The following is a 24,228-nucleotide window of genomic DNA, read 5'->3' as shown; positions in this document are numbered from 1 at the left end:
ACTTACGCGAATTTCACAATCAATGCAGGATGTTGCCGGTCCCAGCAGGAGGGCTCGCAGCCATATTTCTCAGCGATGAACCGCGTCCGCTCCTGCACACCGACGCGTTCCCGAAGGCGAGGAGGTCGCACCGCATTTCGTCCGTTGGCCGAACGCCTTCGACGGCGCTGATCCGTTCGAATGCGTCGAGGCCGAGGACGGCATTCGCTGCCGCACTCGGCCCACTTCCCTTGCGGTCCTTGCTCATGCGGGGCGGCGAGCGCCGCCTCAGGTGTTCATCGAGTCGAAGAAGTCGCTGTTGCTCTTGGTCTGGCGCAGCTTGTCCATGAGGAACTCGATCGCGTCGGTGACGCCCATCGGGTTGAGGATGCGGCGCAGCACGTAGGTCTTCTTGAGCGCGTCCGGCGGCACCAGCAGCTCCTCCTTGCGGGTGCCGGAGCGGGTGATGTCGATGGCCGGGAAGATGCGCTTGTCCGAGACCTTGCGGTCCAGAATGATCTCGGAGTTGCCGGTGCCCTTGAACTCCTCGAAGATCACCTCGTCCATGCGCGAGCCGGTGTCGATGAGCGCGGTCGCGATGATCGAGAGGGAGCCGCCCTCCTCGATGTTGCGGGCCGCGCCGAAGAAGCGCTTGGGCCGCTGGAGCGCGTTGGCGTCGACGCCGCCGGTGAGCACCTTGCCCGAGGACGGCACGACGGTGTTGTAGGCCCGGCCGAGGCGGGTGATGGAATCCAGCAGGATCACCACGTCGCGACCGTGCTCCACCAGCCGCTTGGCCTTCTCGATCACCATCTCGGCGACCTGAACGTGGCGGGTGGCCGGCTCGTCGAAGGTTGAGGCGATGACCTCGCCCTTCACCGAGCGGATCATGTCGGTCACCTCCTCCGGGCGCTCGTCGATGAGCAGCACGATGAGGTAGCATTCAGGGTGGTTGAGGGTGATCGACTGCGCGATGTTCTGCATCAGCACGGTCTTGCCGGTGCGCGGCGGCGCGACGATCAGCGCGCGCTGGCCCTTACCGATCGGCGAGACGATGTCGATGATCCGGGGCGAGAAATCCTTCTTGGTCGGGTTGTCCAGCTCGAGCTTGAACCGCTTCGTCGGGAACAGCGGCGTCAGGTTGTCGAAGTGGACCTTGTGCTTGATCTTCTCCGGGTTCTCAAAGTTGATCGTGTTGACCTTGATCAGGGCGAAGTAGCGCTCGCCGTCCTTGGGGCCGCGGATCGGGCCCTCGACGGTGTCGCCGGTGCGCAGGCCGAAGCGGCGGATCTGGGTCGGCGAGATGTAGATGTCGTCCGGGCCCGGCAGGTAGTTCGAGTCGTTCGAACGCAGGAAGCCGAACCCGTCTTGCAGCACCTCGACCGTGCCGGCACCGATGATCTCGGTTTCGTTGGCCGCGAGCTGCTTGAGGATCGCGAACATCAGCTCCTGCTTGCGCATGGTCGAGGCGTTCTCGACCTCGACCTCCTCGGCAAACGCGGTGAGCTCGGTCGGCGACTTGGACTTGAGATCCTGAAGGCGCACCTCGCGCTTGACGGCGACCTCGGCGGCCACGGGGGCGTCCTCGGTCGGCATATCGACGGGGGCGAGTGCGTCGTTCTGTGACGTCATGTGGGGGGATGCAACCAACGAAGGCGGGGGAAGGAGTCGGCCGGTCGGGACGCAGGGCCGGGCGCCGGGGAGGCGCCCCAGGTCCGGCAAGGCTGCGAGCGCAGCGGTCCGGCCCACGCATCGGCTCCTCTCGGCTTGGAAGAAGCCCCAGGGATGCGACACGGCTGCAATCGGAAAGCAGTCCTCCCTATCGTGTTTTGTGAGGTAGCTCAAGAGGAAGTATGAAATACGGCCTCACCGCCGCCGCAGGCGCACGTAGAGCGCGCCCGCGCCGCCGTGATGGCGCGCCGCCTCCTCGAAGCCGAGGACGAGGCCGCGCAATTCGGGCCCGCGCAGCCAGTGGGGCACGCTCCGGCGCAGGACGCCGCGCTCGGAGAAGCCGGAATCGGAAAAACCCTCGCCGCCCTTGCCGGTGACGACGAGGACGCGGGCGTGCCCCGCGGTCCGCGCCCGCATCAGGAAGCCGACGAGTGCGGCGTGCGCCTCCGCCTGATAGAGCCCGTGCAGGTCGATGCGGGCCTCGATCGCGAGCGTCCCGCGCTCCAGGGCGCGGCGCTCCTTGCGCTCCAGCCCCGGCGGGGTCGGGGCGGGGGGACGGGTGGGGGCCGGGCGGGCCACGGGCGCGCCCGCGAGATCGCCGAGCTTCACCGGCCGCTTGTGGGCCGGCGGGGAGGGGAGGGCGGTTCTGGCGGAAGGCCGCAGCGCGGGCGGCGCCGTGACGGCAGGGTTGGGTTTGGCGGGCTTCGACGGCGCCGGCTTCGCGGGGACCGGATCGGCCGGAGCGGGGACCGCCTCGGGCGCCGGCTTCTTCGACCGCGCCCGGCCGCGCAGGGGCGTGATCAGCTTGGCGATCTCGCCCCACAGATACGCCTCCTCGCGGGAGAGCGCGCGCCGCCGCGGCGGCCTCACGGCCGGGGCTCCCCAACCGGTTTGGGCAGCAGGACGACGAAACCCATCCGGTCGTGCAGGTCGCCCGCGGCGACGCCCGCCTTGGCGCCGGTGCCGACATAGAGGTCGCCCCGCGCCGGGCCGAGGATGGCCGAGCCGGTATCGGCGGCGATCACCAGATGCCCGCGCCCCGGCTGACCCGGCAGCTTGCCTTCGAGAAAGAACGGCAGGCCGTAGCGCCACAGGTTGCCGTCCACCGCCATGCTGCGGCCGGGGCTCAAGGGCGCGCCCGCGGCGCCGGGGGGCCCGAGGCGGGCATCCTCCACCGGCTCGACCCGGAAGAAGACATAGGACTTGTTCATCCGCATCAGCCGGCGGGCGTGGTCGGGGTTGGCCCGCAGCCACGTGGTCCAGCGCTCAAGGCTGAGACCGTTGAGCGGCAGGTGACCCTCCGCCACCAGAAGCTTGCCGATCGAGGTGTAGGGCTGGCCGTTCTTGCCGTCGTAGAGCACCCGCACCGAGCGCCCGTCGGGAAGCCGCGCCCGGCCCGACCCCTGCACCTGAAGCACGAACAGATCGACGGCATCGCGCAGCCACAGCACCGGCCGGGTGCGGGCCGCGATGGCCCCGTCCTCGATCGCCGCGCGGTCGGGATAGGGCTCCAGCCCCGTCGCGATGCGGCGGCCCGCCTTGTAGATCGGGTCGAGCCCCGGCGCGGTCTCGCCGGGCGCCAAAGTCACGAGGTCGTCGGGCCGGGCCAGCACGGGCGCGGTGTAGCCGGGGCCGGCCTCGGGCGAGCCGACGAGTTCCGGCTCGAAATAGCCGGTGAGGAAGCCCGCCCGCCGCTCGGGCTCGGCGCCGTTGGCCGGGCGCACGATCCGATAGGCCGAGAACCGCCCCTCGAAGAATTTTTTTGCTTCACCCAGCTTCACGTCGGCTGCCGCGGCGCAAGCCGTCGCGAGGTCGGCGGCGTTGCCGGTGACACCCGCGGCCTGGGGCGGGTTCGGCCCCGGCGCGACGCAGGTGCGGCGGAAGGCGTCGAGCGCCGCTGCCGCATCGTCCGCGCCCCAGCCGGTCAGAGCGGACAAAGCCACCGGCTCCAGCACGCCGTCGCCGACGCGCAGCGGCGCCTCCGCGGAGGCGGAACAGACGGAAACGGCCGCAGCGGCGAGAACCGCTGCGGCCGGGAGGAAAACGTGTCGTCTCGGCATGGACTTGCGTGAAAAGAAATCAGCCGCCCGCATCGGTGGCGACGAGCTGCCAGTTCGGATCGCGCGAGCCCAGCGTCCGGGCGAAGGTCCACACGTCGGGCACCTCGACGCCGGTCTCGGCATTGCCGTCGATCACCTTGCCCTCGGCGTCGCGGGTGGCGGTGATGAGGTTCGACAGGAAGCGCACGGTGACCTGCGCGACCCGATTCTTGACCTCGACGGCGACGATCTCGGCCTTGTCGATCGAGATGAAGGTGGTCTCGGCGGTCTCGCGGCGCTTCTCGCGCTCGGAGATCGCCCGCTCGAAGCCCTCGCAGACCTCCTTCGACAAGAGCGCCCGCAGGGTCTTGCGGTCCCCCGTGGCGAAGGCGGTGACGATCGCCTCGTAGGCGCTCTTGGAGCCTTCAAGGAAGGCGCGCGGCTCGAAGGCCGGCTCGACCTGCACGATCTGCTCAAGGCCGCGGGCCACCGCCGAGCCCGGCTCGGCGATGCCGCGCCAGTCGCGCGGGGCCGCCGCCTGCGCCGGGGCGGGCGGGGCGCGGTCGGCACCGGGCAGGCGCACGACGTTGTCGCCGTCCTGGCGCGCGCCGGGCGCGTCGGTGCGGTTGCGCTCCACCGGGCGGAAGGGCGAGCGCTCCGTCCCGGTCTTCTGCCCCAGCACCGAGCGCAGCCGCCAGATGACGAAGACGGCGAGCGCCAGGAAAATCAGGGTGGTTGCGTCGAAGGAATCCTGCATCACCGATCCGAATCGTGCCCGTCGCACGCGTGAGGCTGACACCCGAGGGCTGCCGGAGAGGGACCCCGCGCGATCCGTGCTCCCGCGGGGCCGGCCGTGGCGCCGCTCCTGCGGTCAGGAGCACGTCTCGCGAAAGGCTTTCGAAGCTCTTAGCCGAGCCCGGCGCAAGGAGCGAGCCGGAAGCTTGGCATCTTGAAGGCGAATGTCTCCGGCGTCGAGAACTCCGTGAGTCCTCGTGATATGGGTGAGGCCGCACACGATTCCAGGCGCCCCGGCGGGGCAATCGCCCGCAGGGCCTAGCCAGAGTCCTTCTTCGGCTTGTTCGCGGCGAAGCGTCATGTTAGCGCGCTGCCCGCGCCGGACTACGGGCGTGCCGGCGCCACAACCGCCGCGCAGCAACGACGCGAGGAGGAGATTCGTCATGGCCGATACCGCGGCACCCAACGGCAACGGCGCCCAGGACGGCGACCTCACCCCCGCGATCAACGCGCTGGCGCAATACACCAAGGATCTCTCGTTCGAGAACCCGAACGCGCCGCGCTCGCTGCAGCCGCAGGAGGGCGGGCCGCAGATCAACATCCAGGTCAACGTCAACGCCTCGCAGCTCGCCGAGGCCGACTTCGAGGTCGAGCTGTCGCTGGAAGGCGACGCCAAGATCAAGAACGAGGTGCTGTTCAAGTTCGAGCTGAAGTACGGCGGCGTCTTCCGGATGCGCAACATCCCGCAGGATCAGATCCACCCGGCGGTGATGATCGAGTGCCCGCGCCTGCTGTTCCCGTTCGCGCGCCAGATCGTCGCCGAGGCCGTGCGCAACGGCGGCTTCCCGCCGCTCTACATCGACCCGATCGATTTCGTCGGCCTCTACCGCCAGAAGATGGAAGAGGCCCAGGCCGGCCAGGGTCAGGGCGCCCCGCTCGCTTCGTAAGCGACAAATAACCTCAGATTGAGAGAAGCCCCGGCGCCGACGCTCCGGGGCTTTTTTCTCTTTCAACGACGGGCCCTCGCTGTGGCCGGCGCGCCGCACTCCGCCCGGAGGGGTTGTGCTAGGCGAAAATCCGCTGCCGCTTCGGCAGGGGTTTCGAGCCGTCCGACCATGTTCCGCCTCTCGCTCGCCGCGCTGCTCCTGACTGTGGGCCTCTCCGCCTGCGTCACCGTCACGCCCAACACGCTGTCGCCGCAGGAAGCGGCCGACCTGAAGATCACCAGCCTGGAGATCGTGATCCCGCCCGAGGCGCGGGTCGATTGGTCCTCGGCGGAAGACGATTATCTGCGCAGCCGCAACCTCTCGCAGACCGACCCGGCGCTCGTGGCCTCGCCCGACGCCCGCACCCACCTGCGCAACCTCGCGACGGCCCGCCTGAAGGCGAAGCTCGACCGCGTGATCGCCCAGCGTCCGCAGGGCACGCGGCCGGTGCGCCTCGTCGCCACCGTCATCCTCATCGATATCCCCTCGGCGGCCCGCCGCATCGTCATCGGCGGCAATCCGACGATCGCCGCCAACATCGACGTCATCGACGCGCGCACCGGTGCGCAACTGACGACCTATCGCGGCGGCGTCGGCAGCAAGATGTCCGGCCAGGGCGTCTACGGCGTCGTCGGCGACGCGCTCGTGCAATCGATGGGCGCCGACGACCTGTTCGACCGCGCCGCCAACGACTACGCCGAGGGCTTCGGCGACTGGCTCGCGCACCGCTGAGGCGTCACGCCGCAGCCGCCGAAAGGTTTTGGACGGCAAGGGCTTACGGCCGCGCTTGGCCGAAGGACCCGATGGCGCCCACGACCCACCTCGCCCTGATCAACGTCTTCATCGGCGACATCCAGGGAAGGCTGGGGCCGTCCCTCGGCACGTGGCTGGCGCAGCAGCGCCCGTGGAGCCCGTCCGAGATCGGTATCGTCCCACCCTCGTCGGGGGCGGCGCCCTGCTGCCGAGCGGGCCGTTCGGTGCCCTGGTGGATCGGGTCGAGCGGCCGCGGCTCCTCGTCGTGCTGTCCTGCGCCGCGATCCTGGCCGGCACGCTGCTCCTGATGCCGGCCCAGGGCTTCGTGCCGGTGCCGGCGGCGCAGCTCCTTGGCGGCGGCGGGCGGCACGCTGCTGCTGCTGGCGGTGACCGCGCCGACGCTCGGCGGCCTCGGCAAGGAGGTATTTCCGCGCCAGCAGGGCCGCAATCAGGCCTCCAACCATCGCGGCGGCAGCGCCCTGGCCTGGCTGCTGCCGCCGAAGGCGAGCGGCGCCGTGTTCGGGCTCACGCTGCTATGGGGCTGCGCGATCCTGCTGTTTCTGTCGGGCGTGCGCCGCAGCGTCAGCGTCCGCACCGAGGGCGGCGCGCGGGCCACGCAGATCGTCACGATGCTCGGTCCGTTCCTCCTCGGCTTCGCGGCACTCGTGGCCTTCGCCCCCGGATCGGTCGTCACCGCCCTTATCCTGCTGATGCTCGGCTTCACCGCCATCGCCGTGCTCGATCCGATCGCCGCGCGGCGCGGGGAGGCACCGTTGTTCTTCGAGCGGCTGCGCCCGTTCCAGATGCCGCTCGCCGTGCTAGGACTGGGACCTCTCCTCACCCACCGCTTGCTCGCCTGACATGCACGTCCGCCACGATCCGCAGGCGCCGGAATCCGAAAAAATCGGTTTCGACGCGTTCCTGGCCGTCGATATCCGCCTCGGCACGGTCGTTTCCGCCGAGCCGCTTCCGGAGGCCCGCAAGCCCGCCCTCAAGCTCGTGATCGATTTCGGGCCGGTGATCGGCCGCAAGCGCTCCTCGGCGCAGATCACCGAGCATTACACGCCGGACACGCTGGTCGGCCGCCAGGTCGCCGCCGTGGTGAACTTCCCGCCCCGACAGATCGGCAAGTTCCTGTCCGAGGTGCTGACGCTGGGCTTCGCCGACGAGGCCGGCGCCGTGGTGCTGTTCCGCCCCGACCGGCCGGTGCCGGATGGCAGCCGGCTGTTCTGAGCCCGCTGTTGCAGATCGAAGAACGAGTGGCCGTGCTTTAGCGGAGCGAGAAGCCCAAGGGGACTTGATGCCCGCGGACGCGGTCGCGGTCGCCGGCGCTGGAGGCCGGGGAACGAGCCAAGGCGGTCGCTTCAGCGCCCGCCTTGGGAATCTTGAACGTGGCATCTGAATTTTCCGCCCCGTCCGCAACCCTTCACTAACTTTCCGAGGCGAGAGTGCTCTTCGCACGTCCTTTCGTGCGCGTTTGACGAGTACCTGCCATGGACGATCTGCTTCGCGAGTTCCTGGTCGAGAGCGCCGAGCATCTGGACACGGTCGATGCGGAGCTGGTCCGTTTCGAGCAGGATCCGAACAACCAACAGATTCTGCGCAACATCTTCCGGCTGGTGCACACCATCAAGGGCACCTGCGGCTTCCTCGGCCTGCCGCGGCTGGAAGCCCTGGCGCATGCCGCCGAGACCCTGATGGGCCGCTTCCGCGACGGCTATCCGGTCAGCGGCGCCTCGGTCACCCTGATCCTGGCCACCCTCGACCGGCTCAAGGCGATCCTGGGCGATCTCGAAGCCACCGGCGCCGAGCCGGCGGGCTCCGACGACGACCTGATCGGCGCGCTGGAGAAGATGGCCTCCGACGACGCGCCCGCCGCCGCGGCCCATGCTCCTGCGCCGGCTCCCGCCGCGATCGTGCTGCCGCCGCCGGTCGAGCGCGAACTGAAGCCCGGCGAGGTCTCGCTGGACGATCTGGAGCGCGCCTTCATGGAGGCGCCCGGCCCCGACGACTTTTTCGTACCTGAGCCGGCCCCCCAGGTCGCCGAAGAGCCCGCCTTCGAGATGCAGGCCGAAGAGGCGCCGGAGCCCGTGGCCCCGCGCGCTGCGGCTGCCGAGGGCGGTGAGGGCCCCATCGCCAAGGTGCAGACGATCCGCGTGAACGTCGACACCATCGAGCACCTGATGACGATGGTCTCGGAGCTGGTGCTGACCCGCAACCAGCTCCTCGAGATCGCCCGCCGCCACGAGGATTCCGGCTACAAGGTGCCGCTGCAGCGGCTCTCCCACGTCACCGCCGAGCTGCAGGAAGGCGTCATGAAGACGCGCATGCAGCCGATCGGCAATGCGTGGCAGAAGCTGCCCCGCGTCGTGCGCGACCTCTCGGCCGAACTCGGCAAGGGCATCGAGCTGGTGATGTCCGGCGCCGAGACCGAGCTCGACCGCCAGGTCCTCGACGTGATCAAGGACCCGCTCACCCACATGGTGCGCAACTCGGCCGACCACGGCATCGAGGCCACCAACGAGCGCATCAAGGCCGGCAAGCCCGCCCGCGGCACGATCCGTCTGTCCGCCTATCACGAGGGCGGCACCATCACGATCGAGATCGCCGACGACGGCAAGGGCCTCGACCTCGCCGCCATCCGCAAGAAGGCGGTCGAGCGCAACTTCGCCCCCGCGGCGGAGATCGAGAAGATGACCGACGCGCAGGTCGCGAAGTTCATCTTCCACGCCGGCTTCTCGACGGCGAAGGCCGTTACCTCGGTCTCCGGCCGCGGCGTCGGCATGGATGTGGTCAAGACCAACATCGAGACCATCGGCGGCGTCGTCGACATCGCGACCGAACTCGGTAAGGGCACCACCTTCACCATCAAGATCCCGCTGACGCTCGCCATCGTCTCGGCGCTCATCGTCAAGGCCGGCGCCCAGCGCTACGCGGTGCCGCAGATCGCGGTGCTCGAACTGGTGCGGGTCGATGCCAAGGGCGCCAAGGAAGGCGCCAACGCCATCGAGCGCATCAACGGCGCCCCGGTGCTGCGCCTGCGCGAAAGACTCCTGCCGATCGTCACCCTCCAGGGGCTGATGCGCGGGCAGGCGACGGTGGAGGAAGGCGAGGTGGTCGAATCCGGCTTCGTCGTCGTCGCCCAGGTCGGCCGCCAGCGCTTCGGCGTGCTGGTGGACGAGGTCTTCCACACGGAAGAGATCGTCGTGAAGCCGATGTCGTCGAAGCTGCGCCACATCCCGCTGTTTGCCGGCAACACCATCCTCGGCGACGGCGCCGTGGTGCTGATCGTCGATCCCAACGGCGTGGCCAAGCTCGTCGGCCAGAGCGCGCAGTCCGGCGCGGTCGCCGAATCGGAGGCCGAGGAGGTCGAGGCGGGCGACGCCAAGGCGACGCTGCTGGTGTTCAAGGGCGGCGCGGGCGGCTTCAAGGCCGTTCCCCTCTCCCTCGTCACGCGCCTCGAAGAAATCGACGCGGCCAAGATCGAGTGGCTGGGCGGGCGTCCGCTCATCCAGTACCGCGGCCGCCTGATGCCGCTGGTCCCCGCCGACCCGTCGATCGCGCTGCGCACCGAGGGCAGCCAGGCGCTCGTCGTGTTCTCCGACGGCGACCGGGCGATGGGCCTCGTCGTGGACGAGATCGTGGATATCGTCGAGGAGCGCCTCGACATCGAGATCAGTGCCGACCGCTCCGATCTCATCGGCTCGGCGGTGCTGCGGGGCCGGGCCACCGACATCATCAACATCGCCCACTTCCTGCCGCTCGCCTACGACGACTGGGCGCGCGGCCCCCGCAAGGCCGCCGTCAAGGCGCCCTCGCTCCTGCTGGTCGACGACTCGGCGTTCTTCCGCGACATGCTCACCCCCGTACTCAAGGCGGCGGGCTACAGCGTGAGCACGGCTTCGAGCGCCGACGAGGCCCTCAAGGCGCTGCTCTCCAATCCGGGCATCGACCTCGTGGTCAGCGACCTCGACATGCCCGGCCGCAGCGGCTTCGACCTCGTCGGCGCCATGCGCAAGGCCGGGGGGCGGCTGGCCGAGATGCCGGTCGTGGCGCTCACCGGCACCGTCGGCCCCGAGGCGATCGAGCAGGCCCGCAAGCTCGCCATCAGCGACCTCGTGGCGAAGTTCGACCGCTCCGGCCTGCTCGCCGCCCTCGCGGAGATCGGCGAGCCCGGTCTCGCCCGCGCCGCCTGATCCATCTGACGTAGCGAGACTCATCCCCATGCAGGCCGCCAACGCCAACGCCGCCCCCGCCGACACCACCGACTACGTCACGGTGTTCGTCGGGGAGACCATGTTCGGTCTCACCATCGACCGGGTGCACGACGTGTTCGTGCCCGCCGGCATCACCCCGGTGCCGCTGGCGCCGCGCGAGATCGTCGGCCTCCTCAACCTGCGCGGACGCGTCGTCACCGCGCTCTGCCTGCGCCGCCGCCTCAGCCTGCCCGACCGCGCCAGCGGCGCGGCGCAGATGGCGATCGGCCTGGAGCAGGCGGGCGAGACCTTCGCCCTCATCGTCGACGGCGTCGGCGAGGTGCTGAAACTCGGCGCCGAGACCCACGAGCCGGTGCCGATCAACCTCGATCCGCGCTGGCGCGACCTCTCGCTCGGCGTCCACCGCCTCGACGGGCGCCTGCTCGTCATCCTCGACGTCGACGCGCTGCTCGCCTTCGGCGACGCCCAGCGCGACGCCAAGGTCGCCTGAGGGGGGATGCGATGAGGACCGGTCTCGTCGTCGATGATTCCGCGGTGATCCGAAAGGTCGCCCGCCGCATCCTGGAGACCCTCGACTTCAGCGTCCGCGACGCCGAGGACGGGGAGAAGGCGCTCGCGATGTGCGCCGAGGCGATGCCCTCGGTGATCGTGCTCGACTGGAACATGCCGAACATGGACGGCTACGAGGTTCTGCGGAACCTGCGCCAGTCCCCCGGCGGCGACCGGCCCAAGGTCCTGTTCTGCACCACCGAGAACGATGTCGGCGCCATCGCCCGGGCGCTCCGCGCCGGCGCCGACGAGTACATCATGAAGCCCTTCGACCGGGAGATCATGATGGCCAAGCTCGATCAGGTCGGCTTCTCGGTGCGCCTGCCCCAGCACGCCTAGCTCGGCGAACGCGCGACCCTCGCGCGACGCCCCATCCGAGCGGCCGGGGGAGGCCGCAGGACCCTTCCCCCCTTCCTCCTGCGGAGGCACGAAACTCATGGCGGCTACTCAGGCCCTCGCACCCGCCGCGGCACCGCGCTCCGCCGTGAAGGTGCTGGTCGCCGACGATTCCGCCGTGGTGCGCGGGCTGGTCTCGCGCTGGCTGGGCGAGGCCGGCCACGAGGTCGTCGCCACCGCCCCCAACGGCCGCGCCGCCGTCGATGCGCTGGCGCGCTGCGCCCCCGACGTGGTGCTCCTCGACATCGAGATGCCGGAACTCGACGGCATCCAGGCCCTGCCGCTGATCCTGGCGCGCCAGCCCGGCGTGCAGGTGGTGATGATGTCGACGCTGACCCAGCGCAACGCCGACGTCTCTCTGCGCTGCCTGTCGCTGGGCGCCGTCGATTACATCCCCAAGCCCGAGAGCAACCGCGGCGTCACCACCTCCGACGGCTTCCGCGCCGACCTCTTGGAGCGCATCCGCGTGTTCGGCGCCGCCCGCGCCCGGCGCCGGCCGGTGCCGACCGCGGTCGAGTCTTCCTCGACCTCCACCCTGACCGCGGCGCCCGCGCCGGTTTCGCGCCTGTCCGGCACCGTGACGCTGCGCCCGCGTCCGCGCGCCTTCACCGCCCCGCGGGTGCTGCTGGTCGGCTCCTCCACCGGCGGCCCCAAGGCGGTCGGCGAGGTTCTGGAAAAGATCGGCGCCGCGACCCTGCGGCGGCTTCCGGTGCTCATCGTCCAGCACATGCCGCCGGTCTTCACCGCCGTCTTCGCCGAGCATCTCGGGGCCCGCGTCGGCCTGCCCGCGGCCGAGGGCAAGGCCGACGAGCGGCTGCAGCCCGGCCGCATCTACGTCGCGCCGGGCGGGCGCCACATGCGACTCACCGGCTCCGCCGCCGACCCGGTGATCCGCCTCGACGACGGGCCGCCGGTCAACTTCTGCCGCCCGGCGGTGGACGTGCTGTTCCTCGACGCCGCCGCGATCTACGGGAGCGCGACGCTCAGCGTGATCCTCACCGGCATGGGCTCGGACGGGACCGCGGGCTCGCGCGCACTCGTCGAGGCCGGCGGGCAGCTCATGGCCCAGGACGAGGCCACCAGCACCGTATGGGGCATGCCCGGCAGCGTCGCCAAGGCGGGCCTGTGCCACGCCGTCCTGCCGCTGCCCGACATCGGCTCGGCCTTGCGCACCGCCATCGGCGGGAGCGCGGCATGACCGAAGCGGATTTCGGCTTCCTGCGCGACTACCTGAAGAAACGCTCCGGCCTCGCGCTCGGCCCGGAGAAGCGCTACCTCGTCGAGAGCCGCCTCTCGCCGGTCTGCCGCCGCTTCAATCTCGCCACCCTGTCCGACCTCGTCGGCACCTTACGCCTATCGCGCGAGGGTCCGCTGGAGCGGGCGGTGGTCGAGGCGATGACGACGAACGAGACGTTCTTCTTCCGCGACCGCGCCCCGTTCGACCTGTTTCGCGACGTGCTCCTGCCCCGCGCCATCGCGGCCCGCGCTTCGACCCGCCGCCTGCGGATCTGGTCGGCGGCGGCCTCGACCGGCCAGGAGCCTTATTCGCTCGCGATGATGCTGCACGAGGCGGCGGCGCAGCTCGCCGGCTGGCAGGTCGAGATCGTCGGTACCGACCTCTCTACCGAGGTGCTGGAGAAGGCCCGCCTCGGCCTCTACAGCCATTTCGAGGTGCAGCGCGGCTTGCCCGTGCAACTCCTCGTCAAGCACTTTACCCAAGTCGGCGAGCAGTGGCGCATCAGCCCGCAACTGATGAAAATGGTGAGCTACCGCCCGCTCAACCTCCTGCACCCGTTCGAGCATCTCGGGCAGTTCGACATTGTCTATTGCCGCAACGTGCTGATCTACTTCGACGCGCCGACCAAGGCCGACGTGCTGGAGCGCATCGCCAAGGCACTGGCCCCCGACGGCGCGGTCCTGCTCGGCGCCGCCGAGACGGTGATCGGGCTGACCGAGGCGCTGGTGCCCGACGGCCAGCACCGGGGCCTCTACCGCCAGGGCGCCGTCCACCGGGCGGCGGCCCCGACGCGGCTCGCGGCGGGTTTCTGAGACGATCTTCTTCTCCTTGCGGTGAGGAGAAGATCCCGCTCACCCAAAGTGCCGCGCCAAAACCTCGCGCACGGCCTCGACCATCCGCTCCACCGGCACCGACACCTGAGCCGGACGCGCGGCCTTCCACTCGGCGTTGCTGGCGATGTCCGCCGCCGCCTGGGCGCCCTGGATCAGGTCCTTGATCTGAACCTCGCCGGCCTCGCGCTCGTTCGAGCCCTGGATCACCACCGCCGGCGCGCGGCGGCGGTCAGCGTATTTCATCTGCGCCTTCATGCCGGCGGCGCCGAGATAGAGTTCGGCCCGGATGTTTTCCGCCCGCAACCGCGCCACCAGCGCCTGATACTCGGCGATGTTTTCGCGATCGAGCACCAGCACCACCACCGGGCCGGGCTTGGCCGCGCCCTCGACCAGCGGGCTCTTGGTCAGCCGCAGCGCCGAGAACAGCCGCGAGACGCCGATGGAGAAGCCGGTGGCCGGCACCGGCTCGCTGCGGAAGCGGCCGACCAGTCCGTCGTAGCGCCCGCCGCCCGCGACCGAGCCGAAGCGCACGGTCTGCCCGTCCTCGTTGGTGACCGGGAAGGTCAGCTCCGCCTCGTAGACCGGGCCGGTGTAGTATTCGAGGCCGCGCACCACCGACGGGTCGGCGCGAATCCGGTCGTGGCTGTAGCCCGCCGCCTCGCACAGCCGCATGATCGCGTGGAGTTCGGCGATGCCCTCGCGGCCGGTCTCGGAATCACCCACGACCGCGTGCCAGGACCCGAAGAACTTTTCCCAGAACGCCATGCGGTCGGCGCCCTCGTGCGGGGCGGCCTCGAAGCCGACATAGGCGAGGATGCGCTCGATGGCGTCATCGGCCAGCCCCGCGCCCTTGGTGAAGTCGCCGCTCTCGTCCTTGCGGCCGGGGCCGAGCAACTGGCGCACGCCGTCGGCGCCCAGCCGGTCGAGCTTGTCGATGGCGCGCAGCACGGTGAGGCGCTGGCCGGCCTTGTCGGGACCGGCGAGGCCGATGGCCTCCATCACGCCGTCCAGAACCTTGCGGTTGTTGACCTTGACCACGTACTGGCCGCCGAGGCCGAGCCGGTCGAGCGTGTCGGCCATCAGCATGCAGGTCTCGGCGTCCGCGGCGACGCTCGCCGCCCCGACGATGTCGGCATCGAACTGCATGAACTGGCGGAAGCGGCCCGGACCCGGCTTCTCGTTGCGGAAGACGTAGCCGGCCCGGTAGCTGCGATAGGGTTTTGGAATGGCGTCGAAGTTTTCGGCCACGTGCCGGGCGAGCGGCGCGGTGAGGTCGTAGCGCAGAGACAGCCACTGCTCGTCGTCGTCCTGGAACGAGAAGACGCCCTCGTTCGGCCGGTCGAGATCCGGCAGGAATTTGCCCAATGCCTCGGTGTATTCGACGAACGGCGTCTCCAGCGCCTCGAAGCCGTAGAGCTCGAACGTCTGCCGGATCGTCTCCAGCATCCGCCCTTGCGCCAGCAGGTCGGCCTCGGTGCGGTCGGGAAAGCCGCGCGGCAGGCGGGGTTTCAGGGTCTCGGCCTTGGCCATGTCGTCGCCGCTCAGGATTTTTTTTCGGGGGTTGAGGCCCGGCTCTATCGCAGGCGGCGGCGCGGCGGCAAGCCGAGCGCTCCGGAGCGCGGAGGCGCGCTCATCCCACCCACCCCCTCATCCTGAGGTGCGACGCGAAGCGCAGCCTCGAAGGAGGGCTCCAGGGATCGCGCGATCCACTGAAGACCTCCTTCGAGGCCCGTTTGCGCGGGCACCTCAGGATGAGGGGGTGGGGTGGGACGGGCCGGTGGAACCGGCGCTCAGGCGAGCTGCGTGTCCGACGGCGGCGCGCTGTCGGAGGGGCGGTCGGCCTCGATGCTCGGGGCCGGGGCGCCGGGCAGGCCGACATTGGCCTCGGTCGGCGTGGCGGTGACGGTCACCTCGTCGCCCTCGATCACGAAGCGCACGTCCATGGCGGCGGCGCGTGCCACGAGGCCGGCATAGAACGGCAGGATGCCGTGGGCATCGACCGTGCCGCCCTCCGGCGTGCCGGCGATCAGCGCCTCGACGTGGTTCGGGATGCGGGCGTGGCTGCCCTTCGAGAGCAGGGTGAAGGTCGGCGCGTCGCCCGAGCCCGTCACCTTCACGTCGATATGGCCGCCCCGCGGGATCGCGGTCGAGGCGATGACGACGAGGTTCAGGAGCAGCTTGACCTTGTTCTTCGGGAACAAAGCCTGCGGCGCGCTCCACGAGAGTTGGGTCTTCTCGTCGGCGAACATGGCGCGCGCGACCTTCTCGGCGTCGGCCAGATCGATCGAGGCGCCCGCCGAGCCCGCCGCCCCGAAGGCGATGCGGGCGAACTGGATGCGGGCCGAGGCGGTCTTGGCGCTCTTGCGGATCAGGTCGAGGGCGAATTCGCGCATCGACGGGTCGTTGTCGTCCTCCAGCACCTCCAGCCCGTTCACGATGGCGCCGATCGGGCTGATCACGTCGTGGCAGACGCGCGAGCACAGGAGCGCCGAGAGGTCGAGGCTGTCGAGGGTGAGGCTGGTGCTGGGGCCGCTCATGGCACGCTCCGTTGCCGGATGTCGCGGGCAAGCCGCGAGGTCTGGTCCGATGTCGTCGCCCGATCCGATCGTGCGACCGACGCGGGCATCCGGGCACCGATAGTCATGGAAGGCGGCTTTGGAAAGGCGCACGGAAGGGGCGATCGTGCCGTATGGCCGGGCGCGAAGAGCGCCTCGCGCAGTGGGCCTCGGCAAAGCCGAGGCGTCTAACGGAGCGAGAAGCCCAAGGCCGCGGACGCGGCCGCCGGCGTTTGAGGCCAAGCAGGATTCCGTCCTGATTTGTCCCAAGTTGTATCGCAAGAGCCTCCCAGGGACGCGGGCGAAGCGCCGTTCAGGAAGAATCGTTCAGCAACGCGTCAGGCCGGGGCGTGATATTTGCCTTCCCCTCGCATGTTTCTCCCCACGTCCGCGCTCGATCACCCGCCACCACCGCTCATGACCCCGCGATGACCGCCCCCGATCCGTTCCCCGCGCTCCACCCGACGGCCCCGGTGCCGGAGGCCCTGCGCGATCCCGTGGCGCGGCGGCTCGCTGGCATCGCCTGCGAGGCGGGGCGCATCCTGCGGGGCTATCACGGCGGCGATTGCCCGCACGTGGTCAAGCCCGACGGCTCGCCCGCGAGCCTCGCAGACGCCCGCTCCGAGGAACTGATCGTCGCGGCGCTCATGGCCGGCTTTCCCGGCATCCCGGTGATCGCGGAGGAAACCTCCTGCACGGCGCCGCCCGCGCCGTTGTTCTTCCTCGTCGATCCCCTCGACGGCACCCGCGACTTCCTGGCGGGCCACGACCAGTACTGCGTCAACATCTGCCTCGTGCAGGGCGATCGGCCGATCGCCGCCGCGCTCGCCGCGCCGGGTCTCGGCCGGGTCTGGGCCGCGGGCACCACCGCCCAGGAGGCGGCGATCGTCCAGGGGCGCGCGGGCGCCTTCCGCCCGGTCGCGGTGCGCGAGGCCCCCGCGGGCGGCCCCGTCGCCCTGGTGAGCCGTCTGCACGGCGATAGCGCCACCGACGCCTGCCTGGAGCGCCTCGCCGTGGGGGAGCGCCGCGTCACCTCCTCGGCGGTGAAATTCTGCCTGATCGCCGCGGGCGAGGCCGACGTCTACGTGCGCTGCGCGCCGACCATGGAGTGGGACACGGCCGCGGGCGACCACGTGCTGACCATGGCGGGCGGGCGCGTCGTCGGGCCCGACGGCGGCACCGTCACCTACGGGCATTACGGCCGCTTCTACCGCAACGGCCCCTTTGCCGCCCTCGGCGCGGCCCGCTACCACGACGGGATCGACCTGCCGCAGGAATCCGCCGTCACCTATTTCGACCGGCGGCGGGCGGGCGAGGCGATCGGGACGCAGGGGTAAGCCGTCGCTCGGAACGAGCGATGGCACCGTATGGCCGGGCGCGAAGAGCGCCCCGCGCAGCGGCCGCGGCGAAGCCGAGGCGTCTAGCGGAGCGAAAGCCTATGCCCGCGGATGCGGGCGCCGGCGCCTGAGGCAAACCAAGCGAGACCGCTTAACTCCTCGTTAACTCAAACTTGACTTGATCAGGGCGTCGTTGCGCGTTTGCCTACCGGACCTGTCCGGTCGGACGCGCCCGCGTCGCGTCCCGGATGCACGGCACCGACGGTCGGCGACGCCGAGGGAGACCGACCATGCCGCACGAATCCGGTGACGAATTCCGTGCCACCCGCCGCGCCGCCGTTCTCGGACTCGCCGCGGGCCTGATCGCCGCCGCCGTCCCCGCGGGCGCCGTGGACGATATGGGCCGCCCCGAATCCTTCCGCGCCGCCGAGGTGGTCGAGAACGGCCACCGCTTCTTCGGCAGCGTGTCGCGGGGATTGGCGCTCACCATCGAGGAGGCGACCCGGCGCTGGGGCGAGCCCAACGGCTACATCCTCGGCCAGGAGGCGTCGGGCGCCTTCGTCGGGGGCCTGCGCTACGGCGAGGGCACGCTCTATACCCGCAACGCCGGCCAGCGCCGCATCTACTGGCAGGGGCCGACGCTCGGCTTCGATGTCGGCGGCGACGGGGCGCGGACCATGATGCTGGTCTACAACCTGCCCGCCGTCGCCGGCCTCTACCGCCGCTTCGGCGGCGTCGACGGCTCGGCCTACTTCATCGGCGGCTTCGGCATGACCGCGGTCACCGACGGCGGGGTCGTGGTGGTGCCGATCCGCTCCGGCGTCGGCGCCCGGCTCGGCATCAATGTCGGCTATCTGAAGTTCACGAGTCGCCCGACCTGGAATCCGTTCTAGCTGGCCTCAAGCGCCGGCGCCCGCCTCCGCGGGCTTGGCTCTCGTTCCGCTAGACGCCTCGGCTTCCGCCGAGACCCGCTCCACGGGGCGCTCTTCGCGCCCGGAATGCGGCCCAATCGCCTTTCAGGCGATTGCCGGAGCCGTTCCAGGCTCCGCCACTTGCCTCCGCTGAGGTAAGCCGGGCAAAAGACCGGCGACCGAAAGAACCGGTCGAAGGCCGCACGAGGGCGCCCCGCGTGATCGAGACCGTGATGATCTTCGGGCTCGGCTTCCTGCTGGCGAGCCTGTGCGCCCTGATCGCCCTGCCGACCGTCAACGCCCGTGCGACCCGGCTGGCCCGGCGGCGCATCGAGGCGACGCTGCCCGTCAGTACCGCCGAGGTCGCCGCCGAGCGCGACCATCTGCGGGCCGAGTTCGCGGTGGCGCAGCGCCGGCTGGAGCGCCGGGCCGAGGCCGAGGCGGCCAAGCGCCATGCCGAGATGGCCGCGCTCGGCGCCCGCACCATGGAGGCCGAGACCGCGGTGGCCGCCCGGCTGCGCAGCGAGGCCGAGTTCGCCCGCGCGCAGGACAAGATCGCCGGCCTCGACAAGGACCTGTCGTCCTCGCGGGCAGAGGGCGAGGCTGGCCTCGCCACGCTGCACGCCCTGGAGGACGCCCACCGCACCGTCCTCGACGGCCTCAAGGCCGCCCGCCGGGCCGCCGACCCGCAGGCGGTCGCCGCCTTTGAGGACGTCGCGGCCTTGCGCGCGGAACTGGAGGCGGCCCGCACCGCGCTCGCCGCCCGCGGCCACGACGACACCGCCGAGCTGCGCCGCCGCATTGGCGAGGTCGCCGAGGCGCTCGCCCGCCGCGACCGCCTGCCGAACGTCGGCGCCTTCCCGGCCTCGGCCATGGCGGAGCGCTGATTTTTCACGACCTCCCACGCTCCGCCGTCCGGATCGTCCGGAAACCCTCGATCGTGCGCGGCGGCACTTGCCTGCGGCAGGTTCGGACCCGTCCGAACCCGCTCCCTTGCGAGGGTGTTTCCGAATCCGTAACAGGAAAAACCATCTCGCGATGGTCGCGCGTCCGCCTTGTTTCGGACAAGCGGCAGGCTCATCGCGCCCGCCTTCATCCTTCGAACCGCGATCGAGCGAACATCATGGCCTTGAAGCTGACGTCTCTCGCCCTCGTGCTGTCGGGTGCGGCCGCCCTCCTGATCGCGCCGGCGCAGGCGCAGCAGACCAAGCGCGGCAACGAGAATTTGAAGAAGTACTGCACCGGCGACTACCTGAGCTATTGCGGCAACCTCGACCCGGACGATCCGGCCACCGACCAGTGCTTCAAGACCAACTGGGCCAAGCTCTCCGAGAACTGCCGCCGCGCCATCGACGCCTACACCCCGCCGAAGGATGCGAACGCGCGTAAGAAGGGCTGAGGCTCTTCCGTATCCTTCTTCGCTGTCGGCGCGCGCCTGTGGCCGAGACAGGCTCGCACGGCACGCCCTAAACGGCTAAGCTGGCGCCGGACTCATCGCCAGACTCTTGGCCGGAAACGCCGATGCCCTCCCGCCTGCCCGCCCTGATCGCGATCGGCCTCGTCGCGCTCGCCTGCACCGCCTGCGGGCGCCGCGGCGGGTTGCAGCCGCCGGGCACCGCCTCGCCCCGCGGCCTGCCGACCACCAGCGTCGGCGACCGGGCCGCCGCGCCCGATCCCGACGCGGTCCAGGCCGGCGACGAGCTGAGCCCCGCGGCGATCCCGCCCGGCGGCGACGGCGTGCCGGTCACGACCAATCGCGGCGGCAAGCGCGGCTACCGGATCCCGAAGGAGCCGTTCATCCTCGACGCGATCCTGTAGGCTCCGGCTTTCAGGCGGAGCCGCCGAGGGCTAAAGACGCGGGCGACGCGCCGAGCGCCCCTTTGAGCCTGCCATGCATCATTTCCAATACCGCGACGGGCGCCTCCACGCGGAGGACGTCGATCTGACCGCGCTCGCCGCCGAGGTCGGCACGCCGTTCTACTGCTACAGCACCGCCACGCTGGAGCGGCATTACCGCGTCTTCGCCGAGGCCTTTTCCGGCGACGACGCGCTGGTGTGCTTCGCCATGAAGGCGAATTCGAACCAGGCGGTGCTGACGACGCTCGCCCGCCGGGGTGCCGGCATGGACATCGTCTCCGAGGGCGAGTTGCGCCGCGCCCTCGCAGCCGGCGTGCCGGGCGAGCGCATCGTCTTCTCCGGCGTCGGCAAGACCAAGGACGAGATGGCCGCCGCGCTGGAAGCCGGCATCCTCTGCTTCAACGTCGAGAGCGAGCCGGAACTCGCGGCGCTCTCCGAGGTCGCCGCCTCGCGCGGTGAACGTGCGCCGGTCTCGATCCGGGTGAACCCCGATGTCGATGCCCTGACGCACGCCAAGATTTCGACCGGCAAGTCCGAGAACAAGTTCGGCATTCCGATCACCCGCGCACGCGAGGTCTACGCCCGCGCCGCCCGGATGCCGGGGCTCGATCTCGTCGGCGTCGACACGCATATCGGCAGCCAGATCACCGATCTCGCCCCGTTCGAGAGCGCCGCGCGCCGGCTCTGCGAGCTGGCCGGCGCGCTGCTCGCCGACGGGCACGGGCTGCATCACGTCGATTTCGGCGGCGGGCTCGGCATCCCCTACCGCGACGACAACGCCCCCCCGCCGGACCCGGCCGCGCTCGCCGCGATCCTGCGCCCGCATTTCTGGCCGCTCGGCCTGCGGCCCGTCTTCGAGATCGGGCGGATGATCGCGGGCAATGCCGGCATCCTCGTCACCCGCGTGGTCTACGTGAAGCCGACCGAGGCCAAGACCTTCGTCATCGTCGATGCGGCGATGAACGACCTGATCCGCCCGACCCTCTACGAGGCGTTCCATGCGCTCCGCCCGCTCACCGAAGCCGCGCCCGACGCCGCCCGGATCACGGCGGACGTGGTCGGCCCGGTCTGCGAGACCGGCGATTATCTGGCGCTCGCCCGCGAGATGCCGGCGGTCGCGGCCGGCGACCTGATCGCGGTGATGAGCGCGGGCGCCTACGGCGCGGTCCAGGCCGGCACCTACAACAGCCGCCGCCTCGTCCCGGAGGTGCTGGTGAGCGGCGACCGCGCGGCGGTGGTGCGCCCGCGCCCGAGCTACGAGGACCTGATCCGCCTCGACCGCGTGCCGGAGTGGCTGGCGTAACACCCGAGCGCGGCTGGGCTGATTTGACCCGATGGTGCCGGGCCGGCACCATGCTAGCTTCCTGGCCTGTCTACGGGAGCCGCGACCGATCACGATGAGCGAGGCGCAACGGACGAGCCCAGAGGCCGGGCCGCAGCCCGGCGACGCGCGGCAGCGCCTCGACCGGCTCGTGGCGGGCGCACGGGCCGCGGGCCTGTGGGAGCGGGTCTGGCCGGTGCTGTGGCGCCCGCTCGGCGTCGTGTTCCTGTTCCTCACCGCCTCCTGGCTCGGCCTGTGGCTGGATCTGCCACCGCTGTGGCGCATGGTGGGCTTGAGCCTGTTCGCGCTGCTGGCGCTGGCCGCCCTCCTGCCCGTCTTGCGCGTCGCCCGGCCGAGCCGGCGCGAGGCGCTGACCCGGATCGATCGCGAGGCCGCCCGCGAAACCGGGCTGACCCACGATCCGGCCTCTGCCATCGAGGACACGCTCGCCGTCGGCGGGGCCGATCCGGCGACCCGCGCGCTCTGGGCGCTGCACCAGAAGCGGGCGGCTGCGACCGTCGCCCGGCTGCGGGTCGGGCGACCGCGGCCGGACATGCCGCGCCACGATCCCCGCGCCCTGCGGGCCGGCGCGCTGGTCGCAGCGCTCGCCGCCCTGTTCGTCGCCGGCCCGGAATGGCGCGGGCGGGTCGCGGCCGCCTTCGACTGGCGCGAGCCCCCGGCCGCGGCCCCGAGCTTCCGCGTGGACGGCTGGATCGATCCGCCGATCTACACCCGCGTGCCGCCGCTGATCGTCACCATGGCCGGCGGCAAGGACGCGGTGCAGCGCCTGCGCGCGCCGGTGAACTCGACCCTGATCGTGCGCATCGCCGGCCAAGGCGAGGCGGCGCTGACGCCGAACGCCGCCCTGATGCCGGTGGCCAAGGACGAGACCCCGGACCGCAAGCCGGCCCCGCGCCCTGTCCTGGCGCAAGGCGCGGATGCCCGCGCGTCGCTGCGCGAGGAGCGGTTCCGCCTCACCGGCGGCACCGCCGAACTCGGCATCTCGGCCTCCGGCTCCGAGCCGCAGCGCCTCGTGATCGAGACGATCCCCGACCTGCCGCCCGAGGTGCAGCAGATCGGCGCGCTCGAGGTGAACGGGCGCGGCACCTTCTCGCTGACCTACCGGGCCAAGGACGATTACGGCATCGCGTCGGCCGAGGGGATGGTCGAGCCGCTGAAGCCCGGCCGCTCGCTGGTGCCGGTGCCCAAGCTCGCTCTGGCGCTGCCCGCCGACGCCACGGGCGAGCACGACACCAAGTCGCTGGTCGATCTCACCGACAATCCCTGGTCCGGCGCCCGCGTGCGGCTGACGCTGGTCGTGCGCGACGAGGCCGGGCAAGAGGGCCGCACCCAACCCGCCGAGACGACGCTGCCGGCCCGCCCCTTCACCAAGGCGCTGGCCCGCGCGCTGGCGGAAGAACGCCGCCGCCTCGTCACCGCGCCGGACGACGAGCGCAAGCGCGTCCAGACCGCCCTCGACGCGCTGCTGATCGCCCCGGACAAATTCACGCCGGAGCCGTCGATCTTCCTCGGGCTCACCACCGCGTCCAACCGGCTTCGCGCAGCGAAATCCGACGACGACCTGATCGGCGTGGCCGACCTCCTGTGGGAGATGGCCCTCAAGATCGAGGACGGCGACCTGTCGGATGCCGAGAAGGCGCTGCGTGCGGCGCAGGACCGGCTGAAGGAGGCGATCGAGCGCGGCGCGCCCGACGAGGAGATCAAGAAGCTCACCGAGGATCTGAAGTCGGCGCTGGACAAGTTCATGAAGGAGTTCGCCGAGCGCCAGCGCCAGAACCCTCAGAACCGCCAGCAGCAATCCGAGCGCCAGCAGCAACAGCAGCAGAAGGGCGCCAAGACCGTCACCCCCGACGATCTGGAGAAGATGCTCAAGGACATGCAGGACGCGATGCAGCGCGGCAACACGGCCGAGGCGCAGCGCCTGCTCGAACAGCTCCGCAACACCCTTGAAAATCTCCAGAGCGCCGAGAACCAGGGCCAGAAGTCCGGCGACGGGCAGGCCGAGATGAACCGGCAGCTCGACGAACTCGACCAGATGTCCCGCGACCAGCAGGAGCTGCGCGACGAGACCCACAAGGACGGTCAGCAGGGCGAGCAGCAGCGCCCCCGCCCCGGCCAGCGCCCGCGGCCGGGCCAGCAACAGCAGCAGGGCGGCCAGCCCCAGGGTCAGCAAGGCCAGCAGGGTCAGCGGGGCCAGCAGCAGCAGGGTCAACAGGGCCAGAACCAGCAGGGCGAGCAAGGGCAGCAGGGCCAGGGTCAGAAGGGACAGAAGGGCCAGAGCCCCGGCCAGCGCCAGCAGGGCCTGCGCGAGCAGCTCCAGGATCTCAAGGAGCGGATGAAGCAGCAGGGCCTCCAGGGCGAGCAGGGCCTCGCCGACGCCGAGGACGCCATGAAGGAGGCCGAGGACGCGCTGGGCCAGGGCCGCAACGGCGACGCGGTCGACGCGCAGGGCCGCGCGCTGGACGGGCTGAAGCGCGGCGCCGAGGGCATGCAGAAGCAGATGCAGCAGATGGCCGAGGGCGAAGGCCAGGGGGAGGGCGAGGGCCAGCAGCAGGCCCAGCAGGGCCGCCCCGGCGGCGGCGACGACGACCCCCTCGGCCGCCCGACCCGCGGGCGCGACAATTCCGACGGCCGGGTGCGCGTGCCGGGCGCCGACGAATCGGCGGTGCAGCGCGCCCGACGGATCATGGAGGAGCTGCGGCGCAAGCTCGGCGACCCCTCGCGTCCGCAGGAGGAACTCGACTATTTCGAGCGCCTGCTGCGCCGGAACTGAGCGGCGCGCGGATCGATCACCATGAGCCTGCGCGACGCGCGCGGGCCCCTATCGGGAC

23 protein-coding genes are annotated in these 24,228 nt (G+C 70.9%); 17 read left to right on the top strand and 6 right to left on the bottom strand.

From position 1 onward, the window contains the following. Positions 1–267: 267 nt before the first annotated feature. The 4 genes from rho to ASG52_RS07250 form a co-directional block, all read right to left on the bottom strand. Positions 268–1,611, bottom strand: a complete 1,344-nt coding sequence (rho, locus tag ASG52_RS07265) for a transcription termination factor Rho (RefSeq protein ID WP_082552412.1) — start codon at positions 1,609–1,611, stop codon at positions 268–270. A gap of 234 nt (positions 1,612–1,845) precedes the next feature. Then, positions 1,846–2,520: a Smr/MutS family protein gene (locus tag ASG52_RS07260; protein WP_056241036.1), complete on the bottom strand. Its 675-nt coding sequence runs from the start codon at positions 2,518–2,520 to the stop codon at positions 1,846–1,848. Continuing rightward, positions 2,517–3,710, bottom strand: coding sequence for a murein transglycosylase A (mltA, locus tag ASG52_RS07255; RefSeq protein ID WP_082552419.1), 1,194 nt, complete (start codon positions 3,708–3,710; stop codon positions 2,517–2,519). Before mltA ends, ASG52_RS07260 begins: the two co-directional genes overlap by 4 nt. Before the next feature lie 19 nt (positions 3,711–3,729). Next, entirely contained in the window at positions 3,730–4,446 is a 717-nt protein-coding gene (locus ASG52_RS07250; protein ID WP_056241035.1) for a Tim44/TimA family putative adaptor protein, read from the bottom strand. Positions 4,447–4,867: 421 nt separating this feature from the next. On the opposite strand from ASG52_RS07250, the gene secB reads away from it, so the two are divergent. From secB to ASG52_RS07200, 10 genes are all read left to right on the top strand, one after another. Further along, positions 4,868–5,371 carry a protein-export chaperone SecB gene (gene secB, locus ASG52_RS07245; protein ID WP_056241033.1) on the top strand — a complete coding sequence of 168 codons (504 nt, stop codon included), beginning with the start codon at positions 4,868–4,870 and terminating at the stop codon, positions 5,369–5,371. Between the two features lie 168 nt (positions 5,372–5,539). After that, positions 5,540–6,142 (top strand): hypothetical protein, encoded by a 603-nt coding sequence (locus ASG52_RS07240; RefSeq protein ID WP_056241031.1) that lies wholly within the window; start codon positions 5,540–5,542, stop codon positions 6,140–6,142. Positions 6,143–6,213: 71 nt separating this feature from the next. After that, a complete protein-coding gene (locus ASG52_RS26970) occupies positions 6,214–6,471 on the top strand; it encodes a hypothetical protein (RefSeq protein ID WP_156383829.1) in 258 nt (85 codons plus the stop codon). A gap of 42 nt (positions 6,472–6,513) precedes the next feature. Beyond that, complete coding sequence (locus ASG52_RS07230) at positions 6,514–7,023, top strand: DUF3429 domain-containing protein (RefSeq protein WP_056241027.1); 510 nt, start codon at positions 6,514–6,516, stop codon at positions 7,021–7,023. Position 7,024: 1 nt separating this feature from the next. After that, the gene (locus ASG52_RS07225; protein WP_056241024.1) at positions 7,025–7,396 is read left to right on the top strand and encodes a tRNA-binding protein; all 372 of its coding nucleotides are present in this window, start codon (positions 7,025–7,027) and stop codon (positions 7,394–7,396) included. A gap of 260 nt (positions 7,397–7,656) precedes the next feature. After that, positions 7,657–10,359: a hybrid sensor histidine kinase/response regulator gene (locus ASG52_RS07220; RefSeq protein WP_056241020.1), complete on the top strand. Its 2,703-nt coding sequence runs from the start codon at positions 7,657–7,659 to the stop codon at positions 10,357–10,359. 28 nt (positions 10,360–10,387) lie between these two features. Next, positions 10,388–10,870: a chemotaxis protein CheW gene (locus ASG52_RS07215; RefSeq protein WP_056241015.1), complete on the top strand. Its 483-nt coding sequence runs from the start codon at positions 10,388–10,390 to the stop codon at positions 10,868–10,870. Between the two features lie 11 nt (positions 10,871–10,881). Beyond that, on the top strand, positions 10,882–11,268 hold the full coding sequence (locus ASG52_RS07210; RefSeq protein WP_056241013.1) for a response regulator: 387 nt from the start codon (positions 10,882–10,884) through the stop codon (positions 11,266–11,268). Positions 11,269–11,365: 97 nt separating this feature from the next. Continuing rightward, complete coding sequence (locus ASG52_RS07205; protein ID WP_056241009.1) at positions 11,366–12,523, top strand: protein-glutamate methylesterase/protein-glutamine glutaminase; 1,158 nt, start codon at positions 11,366–11,368, stop codon at positions 12,521–12,523. Beyond that, complete coding sequence (locus tag ASG52_RS07200) at positions 12,520–13,374, top strand: CheR family methyltransferase (protein ID WP_056241006.1); 855 nt, start codon at positions 12,520–12,522, stop codon at positions 13,372–13,374. The genes ASG52_RS07205 and ASG52_RS07200 overlap by 4 nt, the downstream gene beginning before the upstream one ends. Positions 13,375–13,413: 39 nt before the next feature. Here the strand turns inward: ASG52_RS07200 and hisS are convergent, their stop codons facing one another. Both hisS and chpT read right to left on the bottom strand, forming a co-directional pair. Beyond that, entirely contained in the window at positions 13,414–14,925 is a 1,512-nt protein-coding gene (gene hisS, locus ASG52_RS07195; protein ID WP_056241004.1) for a histidine--tRNA ligase, read from the bottom strand. A 260-nt stretch (positions 14,926–15,185) separates the two neighbouring features. Continuing rightward, positions 15,186–15,932 carry a histidine phosphotransferase ChpT gene (gene chpT, locus ASG52_RS07190; RefSeq protein WP_056241001.1) on the bottom strand — a complete coding sequence of 249 codons (747 nt, stop codon included), beginning with the start codon at positions 15,930–15,932 and terminating at the stop codon, positions 15,186–15,188. 446 nt (positions 15,933–16,378) lie between these two features. On the opposite strand from chpT, the gene ASG52_RS07185 reads away from it, so the two are divergent. The 7 genes from ASG52_RS07185 to ASG52_RS07155 all read left to right on the top strand — a co-directional run bounded on the left by ASG52_RS07185 (position 16,379) and on the right by ASG52_RS07155 (position 24,170). After that, positions 16,379–17,287 carry a 3'(2'),5'-bisphosphate nucleotidase CysQ family protein gene (locus ASG52_RS07185; RefSeq protein WP_056240999.1) on the top strand — a complete coding sequence of 303 codons (909 nt, stop codon included), beginning with the start codon at positions 16,379–16,381 and terminating at the stop codon, positions 17,285–17,287. A gap of 290 nt (positions 17,288–17,577) precedes the next feature. Beyond that, positions 17,578–18,180: a DUF1134 domain-containing protein gene (locus tag ASG52_RS07180; protein WP_056240996.1), complete on the top strand. Its 603-nt coding sequence runs from the start codon at positions 17,578–17,580 to the stop codon at positions 18,178–18,180. 251 nt (positions 18,181–18,431) lie between these two features. Next, positions 18,432–19,085: an HlyD family secretion protein gene (locus ASG52_RS07175; RefSeq protein ID WP_056241236.1), complete on the top strand. Its 654-nt coding sequence runs from the start codon at positions 18,432–18,434 to the stop codon at positions 19,083–19,085. A 236-nt stretch (positions 19,086–19,321) separates the two neighbouring features. Next, positions 19,322–19,597, top strand: coding sequence for a hypothetical protein (locus ASG52_RS07170; protein WP_056240993.1), 276 nt, complete (start codon positions 19,322–19,324; stop codon positions 19,595–19,597). Between the two features lie 122 nt (positions 19,598–19,719). Continuing rightward, complete coding sequence (locus ASG52_RS07165; RefSeq protein ID WP_056240991.1) at positions 19,720–20,016, top strand: hypothetical protein; 297 nt, start codon at positions 19,720–19,722, stop codon at positions 20,014–20,016. Positions 20,017–20,089: 73 nt separating this feature from the next. Then, positions 20,090–21,358, top strand: coding sequence for a diaminopimelate decarboxylase (gene lysA / locus ASG52_RS07160; protein ID WP_056240988.1), 1,269 nt, complete (start codon positions 20,090–20,092; stop codon positions 21,356–21,358). 94 nt (positions 21,359–21,452) lie between these two features. Next, on the top strand, positions 21,453–24,170 hold the full coding sequence (locus ASG52_RS07155; protein WP_056240985.1) for a TIGR02302 family protein: 2,718 nt from the start codon (positions 21,453–21,455) through the stop codon (positions 24,168–24,170). Positions 24,171–24,228 lie beyond the last annotated feature (58 nt).

This window comes from Methylobacterium sp. Leaf456 (assembly GCF_001425465.1).
GTDB lineage: Bacteria > Pseudomonadota > Alphaproteobacteria > Rhizobiales > Beijerinckiaceae > Methylobacterium.
The sequence above is the reverse complement of the archived record's forward strand: the minus strand, read 5'-3'. Positions and strand labels throughout refer to the sequence as shown.